Here is a 14930-nt window from a genome sequence, read left to right as displayed (position 1 = left end):
AGGTTCGCGCCAGGCCTTGAAGGGGGGCATGATGATTGCCGACGACATGGATTTCGACGAGCCGCCGCCGCGGCGGCGCCCGTTGTTCCGGCGCAAGCGGGTGCTGATTCCGCTCGGCGTCATGCTGCTGATCCTTGGCGCCTTCCTGTTGCTGCGCACCCCCGATACCGATCGCGACGAAATGATTGCGAAATATAGCGGACCCGCCGGCGCCTTTGTGGCCGGCCCGGCCGGACAGCGCATTCACTACCGCGATCAAGGCAAGCGCGGCGACGAGGCGATCATTCTGATCCACGGCGCGAACAGCAGCCTGCAGACGTGGGAGCCGCTGGTGCAGCGGCTCGGCGAGACCTGGCGCGTCGTCACGCTCGATCTGCCTGGCCACGGGCTGACCGGCGCGACCCCCGACACCGATTATTCGGCCGAGGGCATGATCGCGGCGGTCGATGTGGTCGCGGCCAAGCTCGGCCTCGATCATTTTGTCATTGGCGGCAATTCGATGGGCGGCTGGGTCAGCTGGCGCTATGCGCTCGCCGAACCCGACCGCGTCGACGCGCTGCTATTGCTCGACGCGAGCGGCATGCCGCTGCGCAAGGGCGAAAAGCGTCCCGAATCGAACGTCGGTTTCCGCGTCCTCGAATATCCGTTCGGCCGCTGGCTCGCGACGCGCGTGACGCCGCGGATGCTCGTCGAGCAGTCGCTGCGCGGATCGGTCGAGAAACAAGAGATCGTCGATGACAAGATGATCGACCGCTATTGGGAATTGCTGCGTTTTCCGGGCAATCGCGCGGCGACGGTGATGCGCACGCGGATGAATCGCGAACCCGCGATGGCCGAGCGCGTCGGCGAGATTACGGCGCCGACGCTGATTCTGTTCGGCGACAAGGACCGGGTGATCAACCCCAGCGCGGCAAAGACCTTCAACGAACGCATCGCGGGATCTGAAGTCGTGATGCTGCCGGGGATCGGCCACCTGCCGATGGAGGAGGCGCCCGATGCGACCGCCGCGGCGATCGCCGATTTCCTTACGCGGCGGCTTGTTTCGACGGCGCCGACTGATCCAGAAAGGCGCTGATCCGCGCCGAGATGGCCGCGGCATGGGTGAAGGGGAAGAGGTGCGATCCGGGCACGACTTCCATCACCGCGCCGTCGATCTGGTCCGCGAGCATCTCGCCATAGCAGGCGGGCATCACGCCATCCTGCTCGCCCATCAGCACCAGCGTCGGAAGCTGTTTCAGCCCCGACAGGAAACCTACGCTGCTCCATCCCGCCATCGCGGCAGTCTGGTAAGCGATACCAAGCGGCGTCGCGGTTTGGACCTTGAGCCCGCTCGCCAGCATGTCGTCGTCGAACATCGCGGCCCAACCGATTCCGGGCGCGCCCATGACCGGCGTCGTCGCCATCAGCACCAGCCGGCGCACGCGGCCCGGAAACTGGATCGCGATCTGCTGCGCCAGCGCGCCGCCCCAGCTGAACCCGGCGACGTCGATCATCTTGTGCCCAAAGCGATCGGCGATCTCCATCACCACCGCGGCGATCGTCGGCGCGCCATAGGGCAGTAACGCATCGGGCGAGCCGCCGACGCCGGGCATATCGAGCGTCCACACCTCGCGGCCGTGAATCTGCGCGAGCAGGGGCGCGGCAGCGCTCAGGTCGGCGCCGATGCCGTTGAGGAAGAGCAAAGGCGTACCGGGCGTGCCCTCGCGCCAACGCGCGACGCGGAGGTTCAGGCCGTAAACATGCTCGCTGCTGATGGCCGGGCGGCCGCTGATCCTGCTCATGGGGCCCGCCTTCGCATATCTGGATGATCGGCGAAAGATCGCTGATCTACTCGGCCTGTCGCGGGGCTTCGGCGGCTTGCTCGAACCGCAGACAATCGAAAATCTTCGCGCCTGCGAGGAACACCGAACCGGTGCACGCGATCAGCAACAGCTTGCCGCCGGTCCCGGGATATTCGTGCAAATAGGCCGCGCCGCGCGCCATCGCGCCCACGGCAAGCGCATAGATGATCAGGCACGCTTCAAAGCGGGTCTTGATGACGAACAGGCGTCCGATCTTCTTCAGCATCACCATAGCCTAAGCAAGCGCCGTGCCACTGGCTAAAATGCGCGATTCGGCGCGCGGGGCTTATGGTAAACTGTAAGTTAATCCGACAGATACGGGCAAGATGCGGCGGCATCCGCTCATCGAACATGCGGGTCAACTTGTCTCGCGAACGCGTCCCGGCGTCCCCAGCGGGCACTCCAGCGCGGCGCGATCCCAGTGTGCGGCGTCCGCCGCCGCGCCATAGGTCTGTTCGAGGAAATCGAGCAGCAGGGCATCGGGCGACGCCGCCGCCTGCACGGCCTGATAGGGCAGGATATATTCGCCCATGCCCGTATCGAACCGCGCCGCGGCGGGCACGGGATGGTCACGAAACCCGGCCGGTTCGGGATAGGCATAGGAATAGAATGCGGGTTCTGGAAAAGCATCGCCGCCGGGCCAGAAACCTGCGCTGCTGACCTCGTGCGAATAGGCCTCGCGCGTCACCGGGTCGGGCAGGCCGGGCACCCCGCCGGGATGCGGCGGCGCCGCGCGGCCCGAAAAGCGCGTGACCGCGAGGTCGAAACTTCCCCAAAAGAAATGCACCGGGCTCGCCTTGCCCAGGAAACCGCTGCGGAACAGTTTGAACACGCGGTCGACCTGTACCAGCGCGCGCCAGAAACGATGCGCGGCATCGGCGTCATAGCTTTTGTTGCTCTCGTCGCGCGCAAACGGGATCGGATCGGGCACCTCGTTGGGCACGCCATGGATATGCACCGCGATACCCAGGTCGGCGAGCAGCCCGAGCAGCCGGTCGTGAAAATCGGCGACGCTGCGCGGTTCGAGCACCAACTCGCGTTCCTGGCCTTGGCTGGTGCGGCAGATCAGACGGTGGACGATGAAATCGAATTCGATCTCGAGCAGTTCATGCCCGACCGGGATCGGCGATGTCGTGAGGCCGCGTGCGCTGACATAGAGCGGCACCTGCCAGCCGTGGTTGAGCCATGGGGCCAGCGACAGGCGGATCTTGCCGACGATCTGCGTCCACAATTGCAACGTGATCGCGGTATCGCGCCAGTCGGCCCAGCGCAGTTCGGGCCAGATCGCGGATTGCTCGGTTGGTGACATCGCGGCTTTCCTTCGACAAATATCGCACGTAGCCCCCGCGTGATGTTTAGCCGCTTTCGCGCCTAAAAATAGCGTGGAATCGGTCCGATCTGCGGCGTCTGGTCGGGAAGTTCGACCATCACATCGTCGATATAGCACCATCCCCAGCCTTCGGGCGGGTCATAGCCCTCGATGATTGGGTGGGCCGTTTCATGAAAATGCGCGCGCGCATGGCGATGCGGCGAATCGTCGCAGCATCCGACATGACCGCACGAGCGGCAAAGGCGCAGATGCACCCAGATGCCGCCGACCCGCAGACACTCTTCGCACCCTTTCGCACTCGGGACGACCTCTTGGATGGCGGTTTCATGCGAGCAGAAGGTCATGGCGTTTCCTTTATGCTTCAGTTCGCCCGCGCAAACCAGATCACATGCCGCGGCCCTTTGCCGTTGCTGCGCGCGCGCACGCCGACTTCTTCGACCTGAAAGCCCGCCGCGGTCAACCGGCGGGTAAAACGCGCGTCGGGCGCCGCCGACCATATCGCTAATATCCCGCCGGGCCGCAGCGCCGCCTTGGCCGTTGCGAGGCCCGTCGCCGAATAGAGCCCCTCATTGGCCTCGCGCGTCAGGCCGTCGGGACCGTTATCGACGTCGAGCAGGATCGCATCATAGCGGCGCGTAGCCGCGCCGATCGCCTTCGACACGTCGCCGAGGATCAGTTCGACCCGCGGATCGTCAAGGCAGCCCGCCGCCAGTTCGGCCATCGGACCGCGCGCCCACTCGATGATGCCCGGTACCAGTTCGGCGACGGCAATTTTCGCGTCGGCGCCGAGCACCCCCAGCGCCGCGCGCAGGGTAAAGCCCATGCCATAGCCGCCGATCAGCAGGCTGGCCGCTTTGGTGCTGCGCAGCCGGTCGCACGTCATCGTCGCCAGGGCTTCTTCGGAGCCGCTCATCCGGCTGCTCATCAACTCGTTGCGATCGATCGCAATGATGAAATCGTCGCCGCGCCGGTACAGGCGCAGTTCGTCGCCGCCCGGCACCTCGGCGGTGCCGATCAATTCGCGTATCTTCAATTCAACTCGCCCAGATCGAGCGTGTCGAGCAGCGCCGAACGCGCCTTGCGCACGTCGCTGGCCAACGCGGCCGAGGCGAGGTCGCCCGGCGCTATACGCTCGGGCCAGTGCTTCGCGACAACCTCCGATATCTGGTCGAGCTTCGCCTCATCGGCGATGAAACGCGGATCGACCGTCGCGGGGTCGGCAACGACGCGCAGGCGCAGACACGCGGGCCCGCCACCGTTCGCCATCGACTGGCGCACGTTGACGGGCAGCAGACGGCGGATCGGGCCGTTGCCCGCGACATGCGTCTCCAGCCATTGCCACACGGCAGGGATGGCCTGCGCCTCGGTCGGCAGGACGAGTCCCATGCCGCCGCTATCGGGCAGGCTGACGAGCTGCGCATTGAAAAGATAGGATTTGATCGCGTCGGGCAAGCTGACCGCGCTCGCCGGCACCTCGACGATCTCGACGGCGGGGAAGGCGGCGCGGATTTCGGCATGCGCGGCTTCGCGGTCCTCGAAGGCGGTTTCATGGGTGAACAGCACATGCTCGTTCGCGACAGCAACGACGTCGTTGTGGAAGGCGCCGCCGTGGATTGCGCTGTCCGATTGGCGGATGAACAGAGTGCGGGCCGGATCTAGCCGGTGGTGGCGCGCGACCGCTTTCGACGCGTCGAGATGCTGGCGCGCCGGGAAGCGGCCGCCACCGACCCCGTAAACGAAGATTTCGACGCCCGCCGCGTCATGCCCGCTGCACAGCCGCATATGGTTCGCCGCGCCCTCGTCACCGAAAGGCGCCGGGATCGGCGCATGGACGGTGAAGGCGGGGTCGGCGAAGGCGAGGCGAAGCTGCGTCAGCGTTCCCGGCCATTCGTGGCTGCGGTGCGGCATGGTGACGAGGTTCGCGATGGTCAGGTGGCATTTGCCGTCGGCGCTGTCGGGGGCGGGGGAGACGGTCGCGGCATTGGCGGCCCACATCGACGACGCCGACCAGGCCTGCGCGCGCAGATGGCCCTCGGCGTCTTCGGGCGTCGTGCCGAGCGTTTCAAGCCATGGCGCGTCGGGCCGATCGAGCGGCATGAAGAAACCCTGGGGCAATCCGAGCGCCAGATTGTGGCGCATCTTTTCGATGCCCTGCAGCGCCGCGGCGCGCGGCTGCGACACGTCGCCGGCGTGCGACGCCGATGCGATATTGCCGCGGCTGAGCCCGGCATAATTATGACTCGGACCGATGATCCCGTCGAAATTGATTTCGGTCAGCATATCAGCGCCCGATCCAGCTTATTTCGCCGCCCTTGCCAACGCCGAGCAGCTTTGCCGCCTCGCTATCGAGCGTCGCGCCGTCACCGATCTTGCCGAAACAGCAACGGAAATCGGCAAGCTGCCCCGTCGCGACCAGCGCGTCTTGCCCCGTTTCGGCGATGGCTGAAATCTCGATATGCTTTGCGTTGCGGACGCTCGCGACCTGGTCGGTCCGCGCGGTCATCGTCGGGCCGCCGTCGAAGATGTCGACATAATTTTCGAACGCGAAGCCCTCATTTTCCAGCATGCGCATCGCGGCACGCCCGGTCGGGTGCGGCACCCCGATGACGCTGCGGGCATGATCGCTCAGCATCGCGATATAGACGGGGTGCTTGGGCATCAGGTCGGCGATGAACTGGTTGCCGTGAACCGCGTTGAACTGGTCGGCTTCCTGGAAATTCATGCCGAAGAATTTGCCGGCGACCCCGTCCCAGAAGGGCGATCCGCCCGCCTCGTCGATCACCCCGCGCAGCTCGGCAAGGATGCGGTCGCCGAAACGCGCGCGGTGGCGCGCGATGAACAGATAGCGCGAGCGCGCGAGCAGCAGCCCGAGCCCACCGGCGCGCGCCGCCGGATGCAGGAATAGCCCGCCGACCTCGCTCGCCCCATTGAGGTCGTTGCTGAGCATCAGCACCTGCGCGTGAAAGGTGCGGTCGAGCTGTTCGCTATGCTTGCTGTCGGTGCCGATGCGATAGGAGTAGAAGGGCCAGCGTTGGCCGACCTGCCCGAAAATCTGGCATGTGCCGCGCACTTCGCCGCTGTCGGTGTCTTCGAGCACGAGCAGGTAGAGCTCGTCCGACGGATATTCCTTGTCGCTCGCGAACGAGGCTTCGGTGCGTTCGAGCTTGGCGCTCAGCGCCTTCTTGTCGGGGGGCAGGTTGGTGAAGCCGCCGCCGGTCAGCTTCGCCATCTCGTAAATGCTCTGCAGGTCGCCCGGCTTGGCCGCCCGGATCACATAATTCACACCGTCCCCCGTTCTGCTATTCTTATCATTGTCAGTGCCGACAATTGCGCGCGTTCGGCGAGACTATCGACGATCAGAAATTCGTCCGAAGAATGGATCGCGCCGCCGCGCGGGCCCATCGTGTCGACCACCGGAACGCCGCACGCCGCGATATTATTGCCGTCGCACACGCCGCCGGTCGCGTTCCAGCTGATCGGCGGCAGGCCGAGCGCGGCGCCGCAGTCGCGGACCAGCTCGAACAATCGCGTCGCCGCGGCGTCGAGCGGCTTGGGCGGACGGTTAAAGCCGCCGTGGACGTGGCAATGGACGTCATGGTCGCGCGACACCGCCGCTATCGCGTCGCGCATCGCGGCCTCGGCGGCGGCCATCGCGTCGGGCGTCGACGGGCGCATGTTGACGCGCAGGATCGCGCTGTCGGGTACGATATTGTTCGGGCCGCCGCCGTCGATCTTCGCCGGGTTCACCTTCAGCGCGTCGGATTTCAGTGCGCCGAGCCGCAGCGCGAGATCGGCCGCGGCGAGCAGCGCGTTGCGCCCGTCCTGCGGATTGCGCCCGGCATGCGCGGCGCGGCCGTGGACGATGACCGAGAAATTTCCGCTCCCCGGACGAGCCCCCGCGAGCGTGCCGTCGGGCAGCGCGGGTTCATAGGTCAGCGCTGCGGTCTTCCCCTTCGCCAGTTCGGCGATCAGCGCGGCGGACGCCTGGCTGCCCGTTTCCTCGTCGCTGTTGATCATCACGTCATAGCCGATGCGCGATGCGAGCGGCGAAGTTTCGAGCGCGATCAGCGCCGCGAGGATCACCGAAATCCCCGCCTTCATGTCGGCGGTGCCGGGGCCGTTGAGGACGCCAGCTTCCAGCCATTTCAATGTCTGGAACGGATGGTCGGCGGCGAACACCGTGTCCATATGCCCGGTCAGCAGCAGCTGCACGGGCGCCTCGGGCCGCACACGCACATGCAGATGATCGCCGCGCTGGACGGTGTTCACGGTGCCGGCACTATCGACGCTTTCGACCGGATCGGCGGCAACCAGACGAACCGCGCCGGGCAGCACCGCAAAGGCATCGGCAAGCGCGCCCGCGACGGTCTTCAATCCCGCCAGATTGCCCGTGCCGCTGTTGATCGCCGCCCATTTTTCGACCTGCGCCAGCATCGGCGCATCGGCGGCGTTTTCGAGCGCATGATTTTCTGTCGCGGTGAGATTGACCATGGGCTGGCTATAGCGAGCGACGCGGGGCTTTTGCACCCCCGGGCTGGCACTTTTGTCTTTGCTGTGCCGCAAGTCACTGTGCCGGGACGCTCGCTTGGGTAATGACGCAGCCGAATTGCACCGAATCGCAACGCATTAACCAAAAGTTCGGAACCGCTTCGTTACGCAGACCGAACCGATAAGCGAGTGAGCCGATGACTGCCGCCTTTGTGCTTGGCATCAATATGTCCGTTGCCGGCATTTTTGCCGTGGCGTTCGCCGTGGTCGCGGCGACGAACCGCGGCGCGCGCGGTGCGCGCTGGCTTGCGGCCGGCTATGGCATGGGCATCATCTATGTCGCGCTCGAATTTCTGCTGACGCGGCAGGTCGATCCGACCCCGGTCGGCATCGGCATTTTCCTCGTTTTTCTGCTCGCGCTTAGCTTTGCATTGGTCGGCATCGCCCATCATTATCGGGCCCCGCCGCCATGGGGCACAATGGCGGCGATCTGGGTCGTCACGATCCTCGCGGTGCCGGTGATCTTCAGCTTGACCTATGGCTCGACGCTGCGGCTGACGCTCTACCAGCTGCCCTATTTTGCCATGCAGACGCTGCTCGGGTTTATGATCTGGCGTTCGGGTCGGCGCCAGGCGCTGGACCTGCTGCTGATCGCGCTGCAGGCGATCGCGGCAACGATCTACCTCGCCAAACCCTTTATCGCGTCGATCGTCGGGACGGCAAGCGCGCCGCAGGGCTATATGGCGACGACCTATGCCGCCATTTCGCAGAGCGGCAGCGTCGTCACCCTCATGGCCATCGCCCTCGTCATGCTGCTCGTGATCATGCGCGACACCACGGCAGAGATGGTGGCGCGCTCGGAAACCGATCCGCTTTCGAGCGTGCTCAACCGCCGTGGTTTCGAACATCATGCCGAACTCGCGCTGCTGCGCGGCGCGGATGCGGCGGTGCTCGTCGCGGCCGACCTCGACGATTTCAAGAAGATCAACGACAGCTTCGGCCACGCCGCAGGCGACGGGGTCATCGCGCATTTCGCCGCGATGCTGGTCGATGCGGCGCCGGCGGGCGCGATCGTCGGCCGGGTCGGGGGCGAAGAATTTGCGGTCCTCATTCCCGATGCGCTGCTGTCCGACGGCCGCCTCTATGCCGAAACCGTGCGCATGACCTTCGCCGCGGCGCAATTGCCCGTGCTTGGGGTCGACCGGGGGTTTACGGCGTCGTTCGGCGTGGCTCAGCGCACCTTGGACGATTCGCTGTTCGATCTGTCGCGCCGCGCCGACGCGGCGCTGTACCGCGCCAAGGCGGGCGGGCGAAATCAGGTTCGCGTTGCGCTCGGCGAATTGGCACCGATGCCCGCCGTCGGAGTGGGCTGAGTCAGACCGCGAGCAGCGGCGTGTCTTCCTCGTGCGGCGCCGCGGCTTCGAAGCCGGGCAGGGGATCGAATTCTTCATCGATCAATTCGATCGACGCAAGACCGCCCAGCTTGAAATGTCCCAGACGCGGATCCTCGTCCGACCGCCAGCTCTTGTTCAAATTGAGCGCGCTGATGAACAGGTCGCCGCGCCGTTCGAACAACAGGTGCGGCGCCAGCGTCAGCGTCTGGCCATTATATTGGGCCGTCACCTTCCGCTTGCGGGCAATCGCCTCCATCAATTTCAGTCGCGTGTCGTCCATGGTTCAAGGCCGTTCGGGGAGAAAAGATTCTGTTGTGCGTTGCAGCATAATGCACATGCAGACCGGGTGAGCAAGCGCAGAATGGCTGAAAACCTATGCGGGAAATGCGGCCCATTGCCAATCGAAACCAATCGCGGCATAGGGCGGCGGCCCTTTCCTCCCCGGGTCCACTGGCGCAGCCGCGCCGACCAGAGGGTGCACAATGACTATATTTCTCGACCGTTCCGGCCTGTCCGTCGATTCGCGACTGACCGATTTTATCGAGCAGCGCGCGCTGCCGGGGACGGGGCTCGACGCCGATAAATTCTGGAGCGATTTCGCCGGATTGCTCGGCAAGTTCGCTCCCGAAAACGCAGCATTGCTGGCGAAGCGCGAGGATATGCAAGCGCAGATCGATGCCTGGCACGAAGCGCGTTCCGGCCAACCGCATGACGCCGCCGCCTATCAGACGTTCCTGCGCGAGATCGGCTACCTTGTTCCTGCGCCCGCGCCGTTCAAAATCGGCACGCAAAACGTCGATCCCGAAATCGCGACGATGGCAGGGCCGCAGCTCGTTGTGCCCGCGCTCAACGCCCGCTTCGCGCTCAACGCCGCCAATGCGCGCTGGGGCAGCCTCTACGATGCGCTGTACGGCACCGACGCGCTCGACGCGCCGCCCGCGAAGCCCGGCGGCTATGATGCCGCCCGCGGGGCGGCGGTGATCGCGCGCGCCAAGGCATTCCTCGACGAAGCGGTGCCGCTGGCGTCGGGAAGCTGGGCCGACTGGCAGGGCGGTCAGCTCATCCTCGCCGATCCCACGCAATGGGTCGGCAGCAAGCCCGGCGGCATCCTGCTCCGCCACAACGGCCTGCACATCGAACTGGTGATCGATCCGGCGAGCGCGATCGGCAAGACCGACCCCGCGGGGATCGCCGATGTCATCCTTGAAGCCGCGCTGACGACGATCATCGACCTCGAAGACAGCGTCGCCGCGGTCGACGGCGAGGACAAGACGCTCGGCTACACCAACTGGCTCGGCCTGATGCGCGGCGACCTGACCGAAAGCTTCGCCAAGGGCGGGGCGACGGTGACGCGCGCGATGGCGGCCGACCGCGAATGGACGTCACCGGCAGGCGATCCGGTCGTCCTGCATGGCCGCAGCGTGATGTTCGTGCGCAACGTCGGCCATCTGATGACGACGCCGATGATCAAACTGCCGAACGGCGCCGAAGCGCCCGAGGGTCTGTGCGACGCCGTCATCACCAGCCTCTGCGCGCTCCACGATCTCAAGGGTCTCGGGCATCTGAACAACAGCCGCGCTGGCAGCATTTATATCGTCAAGCCGAAGCAGCATGGACCGGAAGAGTGCGGTTTCACCGATCGGCTGTTCGATGCGGTGGAGGATATGCTGGGCCTCGCGCGCCACACGATGAAGGTCGGCGTGATGGACGAGGAACGCCGCACCAGCGCCAACCTCGCGGCGTGCATCCACGCGGTGAAGGACCGCATTGTGTTCATCAACACCGGCTTCCTCGACCGCACCGGCGACGAAATCCACACCTCGATGCGCGCGGGTCCTATGATCCCGAAGGGCGAGATGAAGGCGAGCGACTGGATTGCCTCCTACGAGGATCGCAATGTCCGCATCGGCCTCGCCTGCGGCCTTTCGGGCAAGGCGCAGATCGGCAAGGGCATGTGGGCGATGCCCGACCTGATGAAAGCCATGCTGGAAACCAAGATCGGCCACCCCAAGAGCGGCGCCAACACCGCCTGGGTCCCTTCGCCGACCGCCGCGACGCTCCACGCGCTCCATTACCATCAGATCGACGTTTTCGCGCGTCAGCGGGAGATCGTGGGCGAAGCGGTGCCCTCGCTCGATCGCCTGCTCAACATCCCCGTTGCCACCGGCCGCAACTGGAGCGAGGCCGAAATCACGCGCGAACTCGACAATAATTGCCAGGGCATTCTCGGCTATGTGGTGCGCTGGATCGATCAGGGGGTCGGTTGCTCCAAGGTGCCCGACATCGACGACATCGGCCTGATGGAAGATCGCGCGACGCTGCGGATCGCCAGCCAGGCGCTCGCCAACTGGCTGCTCCACGGCATCTGCACCCCGCAACAGGTCGACGCCGCGCTGGCGCGCATGGCGGCAAAGGTCGATGCGCAGAACGCCGACGATGCGCTCTACGAAAAGCTGACGCCCGACGGAATTGCCTATCAGGCGGCGCGGGCGTTGATCTTCGAGGGCATGACCCAACCGTCGGGCTACACCGAACCGTTGTTGCACAAGTTCCGGCAGGCGAAGAAGGCGGCGGCGTGATGCTGTCCGCTTCGTGTCTTTGCGGCGCGACGCGATACACATTGTCGGGCCCGATCGACGAGGTGGTGCTGTGCCATTGCGGTCAGTGCCGCCGCGCCAACGGTGGAGCGTTCAACGTGGCGGTTCTGGCCGATGCGGCTGACGTTGCGTTCGATGCACGCGACGCCGTTTGCGAATATGAAAGCTCGCCGGGCAAATATCGCGCCTTCTGCTCGGGATGCGGCGCGCCCGTCTACAGCCGCCGCGACGACTCGCCCGGCATACTCCGTCTCCGCGGCGGATTGATCGACGCGCTGCCCGCCCCGCGCCGCCTCACCGTAAGCCACCGCGCCGACGGCTGGGACTGGATAGCGGGCGTCGAGGGAAGGGACGGCTGACGACCGATGCCGGTCATCTGTCGCGGCTCGCGCCGCCCCCGAAAGCCGTCAATGACGGGAATAACCTGTTTGTCGGGCAGTCGCCGAATGGCAAAGTCGCGTGGTGCGCAGGCCAACACGACCACAAAACAACCGACTTCTCAGATCATACTTTGCTCTTGGCGAGTCGCACTAAAGCCCTATCGACTGCGGCCTGCATTTCGTCCGACTTGCCTTCGAATAGCGACCCCACTTCTTCAAATGCAAAGCGAGCGTCAATCTGAAAGTCAGACAAATTTTTCGGCTTTTCCCATTCATCCTTAGTCTGGCGCTTGGGTGAGAGCTTACCAGTTACTTGCAAGCGAAATTCCTCGGCTTGCAGATCAACCTTGAACGTCAAGAGCAGTTGTGAAACAGCGTGCTCGAGAAATCCACCGTGCTCATACGCCGCCAATCCATCGCGCTCACGAAGAGTTCCAATACATGGCCCTTCGAACTTGATAACAGACATGTCGCGTTCGAAACAATCAATTACAACACCACTTGGAATGTTGAGAAATATGTGTGGCCCAGTTTGGGAAACGCTGCCGGTCCCTGGAGTCAATCTAAACAGATTAATGCCAAAGTTAAAAAAGCGGAGCGAGCTATAAGCATGACTTAAGTCGGGCCGGTTTGCCACTGTTACACTGACGTTGTTGGACATCATCATCGAACCTTGGCTTCTGCGAGAGCCAGAGCGTTATGGCAGTTCCACTACGTCTGCAATGATCACCGTCTGCCTTGTCAGATTTTCTGCCGGAAACCGTCCGACCGCTGCCCACCCCCCTCCCGCCGCTTCCATACAATACGCCTTGCCTTCACCCCTTATAGTCCGGCATTTTGCGGCATGCGCAAACCGGGGGGGCAGGGCGATGACGGCACCGTTTAATTTCGGGCAGCTCAAATTTTTGAAGGCGCTGACCGAGGCGCTGTTTCACGAGGCCGAGATGGCGATCACGCCCGATCAGGTCGTCGCCAATGTCTGCGACCTGTTCGCGAAGGTCGGCGGGACCAAGCTCGACGAGATCCGGCTGTCGCTGACCGCGACCGAATTTGTCCTCGGCGGCCCCTTTTTTACCGAGGACGATGTCGCGGGGCGCGCGCAGAAGTTGAAAGATCGGCTGCAGAACAGCCAGATCGATCTGTTTCAGGACATGGCGCGGCTGCGCGGCATCATCTACGCCTGCTATTACGGCCATTGGCAGCCGGGGCTGGAACCCGGCGACCAGAGCGCCAACGCCGCCAACCCGGTGCATCGCCAGATCGGTTTCACCCTGCCGAAATTCCGCCAGCGCGGCAGTTATGACGTGCCGCTGGAGCCGGTCCGTGGGCGCGAGATCGACCCCGCGCATATCCTCGATGCCGACAGCCTTGAGGACGAATATGACGTGATCGTCATCGGATCGGGCGCGGGCGGCGGCGTCGCCGCATATAATATCGCGGCACAAGGTTATAAGGTGCTCATCGTCGAGGCGGGGCCCTTCTATCCCAGCCATGCGATCACCCACCATGAGCTCGACATGATCGCCAGTCTTTACAAGCATGGCGCGCTGCAAACTTCGACCAACCGCGATTTCGTGGTGTTTCAGGGGCGCTGCGTCGGCGGGTCGTCGACGATCAACAACGGGATATGCCTACGCGTCAACGAGGCGGGACGCACGCACCCCGATGCAAAGGACGTGCTCGCCAAATGGGCGAGCATCGGTGCGCCGGTCGATGCCGCCGCCTTTCACGCCAGCTATGACGCTGTGCAGGCGAAGCTCGGTATCGCGCCGATCGAACCGCGCAGCGGTCGCCATAACGGCCCGCATCTGATCAACGGCTGGCATAATTACGCCGCAGCATCGACCGATCCGCGCGAAAAGCGCGCGGTCGCCGACTGGTTCGCCAAGAATTTTGGTCCCCCCAATACGGTCAACGCCTGCGCTTACTGTGGCTATTGCAATTCGGGCTGCGCCTATGGCCGCCGCATGGGGATTGCGCAAACCTATCTGCCCGAGGCGTGCCGCGACCATGGCGCGCGCATCCTTCCCGGCACCAAGGCTGATCGGATCGTCTGGCAGACGGCGTTCGACGGCCGCCGCGAGGCCGAGGCGGTGAAGCTGATCCTGCCCGACCAGTCGAAGGGGCTGGTCCGCGCGCGCGTCGGCGTTGTCGTCGCGGCAGGGACGATCGCCTCGTCGAAGCTGCTCGACCGCAGCGATATCGACGGCACCGGCTATCAGGTGTCGCTCAACGTCGCCTCGCCCGTCGTTGCGCTGATGCCCGAGGGCGTCGGCGGCGATGCGTGGGACGAGGATCAGATGTCGAGCTATGTCGACTGCGGCGACTTCCTGCTCGAAAGCCATTTCCAGCCGCCGATGTCGATGGCGTCGCTGATGCCCGGCTGGTTCGGCGACCATGCCAGCCGGATGAAGAATTTCGGCCGCGTCCATTCGGCGGGCATATTGTTTCCCGCCGACCGGCGCGGGCAGATCGCCGACGGCAAGCTGAAGTTCAGCCTCGACATCGACGACGATATCCCGGTGCTGCGCGATGCGATGGCGACGCTGACCAAGGTGCATTTCGCCGCAGGCGCGCTCGAATGCTATCCGGCGCTGGCGAGGGGACAGACGATCACGCGCGACATGGACGTCGATGCCTTTTTCCGCGATGCGATCCGCGAACAGGATGATGTCACGCTGTCGAGCAGCCATCCGCACGGCGGCAATGCGATCAACGAAGATCCGCAGCATGGTGTCGTTGACCCCGACTGCAGGGTGCATGGGACGACCAATGTGTTCGTCACCGACGCCAGCGTTTTCCCCAGCTGCATCCGCGTCAACGCGCAATGGACGACGATGGCGATGGCGCAATATGCGACCGGGCGGCGCGATCCCTTTCGTTAAAGCCCAATCGCGCCT

15 protein-coding genes are annotated in these 14930 nt (G+C 64.6%); 5 read left to right on the top strand and 10 right to left on the bottom strand.

The window, feature by feature from the left end:
- Window positions 1-28: 28 nt before the first annotated feature.
- Window positions 29-1075 carry an alpha/beta fold hydrolase gene (locus tag SKP52_RS15080; protein ID WP_052208361.1) on the top strand — a complete coding sequence of 349 codons (1047 nt, stop codon included), beginning with the start codon at window positions 29-31 and terminating at the stop codon, window positions 1073-1075.
- Here the strand turns inward: SKP52_RS15080 and SKP52_RS15075 are convergent.
- The 8 genes from SKP52_RS15075 to SKP52_RS15040 form a co-directional block, all read right to left on the bottom strand.
- On the bottom strand, window positions 1026-1781 hold the full coding sequence (locus tag SKP52_RS15075) for an alpha/beta fold hydrolase (RefSeq protein ID WP_039576046.1): 756 nt from the start codon (window positions 1779-1781) through the stop codon (window positions 1026-1028). The genes SKP52_RS15080 and SKP52_RS15075 overlap by 50 nt on opposite strands.
- Window positions 1782-1827: 46 nt before the next feature.
- Window positions 1828-2067, bottom strand: a complete 240-nt coding sequence (locus SKP52_RS15070; RefSeq protein ID WP_039581211.1) for a hypothetical protein — start codon at window positions 2065-2067, stop codon at window positions 1828-1830.
- Between the two features lie 132 nt (window positions 2068-2199).
- Complete coding sequence (locus SKP52_RS15065; RefSeq protein ID WP_039576044.1) at window positions 2200-3150, bottom strand: DUF5996 family protein; 951 nt, start codon at window positions 3148-3150, stop codon at window positions 2200-2202.
- 62 nt (window positions 3151-3212) lie between these two features.
- The gene (locus SKP52_RS15060) at window positions 3213-3515 is read right to left on the bottom strand and encodes a UBP-type zinc finger domain-containing protein (protein ID WP_039576042.1); all 303 of its coding nucleotides are present in this window, start codon (window positions 3513-3515) and stop codon (window positions 3213-3215) included.
- 17 nt (window positions 3516-3532) lie between these two features.
- Window positions 3533-4204 carry a spermidine synthase gene (locus SKP52_RS15055; RefSeq protein ID WP_039576040.1) on the bottom strand — a complete coding sequence of 224 codons (672 nt, stop codon included), beginning with the start codon at window positions 4202-4204 and terminating at the stop codon, window positions 3533-3535.
- Window positions 4201-5451 carry an N-succinylarginine dihydrolase gene (locus SKP52_RS15050; RefSeq protein ID WP_039576037.1) on the bottom strand — a complete coding sequence of 417 codons (1251 nt, stop codon included), beginning with the start codon at window positions 5449-5451 and terminating at the stop codon, window positions 4201-4203. The genes SKP52_RS15055 and SKP52_RS15050 overlap by 4 nt, the downstream gene beginning before the upstream one ends.
- 1 nt (window position 5452) lies before the next feature.
- Entirely contained in the window at window positions 5453-6454 is a 1002-nt protein-coding gene (locus SKP52_RS15045) for an arginine N-succinyltransferase (RefSeq protein ID WP_039576035.1), read from the bottom strand.
- Window positions 6451-7662, bottom strand: a complete 1212-nt coding sequence (locus SKP52_RS15040) for a hydrolase (RefSeq protein ID WP_039576033.1) — start codon at window positions 7660-7662, stop codon at window positions 6451-6453. Before SKP52_RS15040 ends, SKP52_RS15045 begins: the two co-directional genes overlap by 4 nt.
- A gap of 194 nt (window positions 7663-7856) precedes the next feature.
- Here SKP52_RS15040 and SKP52_RS15035 point away from each other — a divergent pair, with 194 nt between their 5' ends.
- Window positions 7857-9032 (top strand): GGDEF domain-containing protein, encoded by a 1176-nt coding sequence (locus tag SKP52_RS15035; protein ID WP_039576031.1) that lies wholly within the window; start codon window positions 7857-7859, stop codon window positions 9030-9032.
- A 1-nt stretch (window position 9033) separates the two neighbouring features.
- On the opposite strand, the gene SKP52_RS15030 is transcribed toward SKP52_RS15035, so the two are convergent.
- Window positions 9034-9333 (bottom strand): WYL domain-containing protein, encoded by a 300-nt coding sequence (locus SKP52_RS15030; RefSeq protein WP_039576029.1) that lies wholly within the window; start codon window positions 9331-9333, stop codon window positions 9034-9036.
- Between the two features lie 202 nt (window positions 9334-9535).
- Between SKP52_RS15030 and SKP52_RS15025 the strand changes: the two genes are divergently transcribed.
- Window positions 9536-11632 (top strand): malate synthase G, encoded by a 2097-nt coding sequence (locus SKP52_RS15025; RefSeq protein WP_039576027.1) that lies wholly within the window; start codon window positions 9536-9538, stop codon window positions 11630-11632.
- Window positions 11632-12009 carry a GFA family protein gene (locus SKP52_RS15020; RefSeq protein WP_052208360.1) on the top strand — a complete coding sequence of 126 codons (378 nt, stop codon included), beginning with the start codon at window positions 11632-11634 and terminating at the stop codon, window positions 12007-12009. The genes SKP52_RS15025 and SKP52_RS15020 overlap by 1 nt, the downstream gene beginning before the upstream one ends.
- Window positions 12010-12154: 145 nt before the next feature.
- Here SKP52_RS15020 and SKP52_RS26185 read toward each other — a convergent pair whose 3' ends face one another.
- On the bottom strand, window positions 12155-12697 hold the full coding sequence (locus SKP52_RS26185; protein ID WP_148309150.1) for a hypothetical protein: 543 nt from the start codon (window positions 12695-12697) through the stop codon (window positions 12155-12157).
- Window positions 12698-12899: 202 nt separating this feature from the next.
- Between SKP52_RS26185 and SKP52_RS15010 the strand changes: the two genes are divergently transcribed.
- Window positions 12900-14915 (top strand): GMC family oxidoreductase N-terminal domain-containing protein, encoded by a 2016-nt coding sequence (locus SKP52_RS15010; RefSeq protein WP_039576022.1) that lies wholly within the window; start codon window positions 12900-12902, stop codon window positions 14913-14915.
- Window positions 14916-14930 lie beyond the last annotated feature (15 nt).

This window comes from Sphingopyxis fribergensis (assembly GCF_000803645.1).
Classification (GTDB): Bacteria; Pseudomonadota; Alphaproteobacteria; order Sphingomonadales; family Sphingomonadaceae; genus Sphingopyxis; species Sphingopyxis fribergensis.
This window is presented reverse-complemented; position numbering and strand designations above follow the sequence as displayed.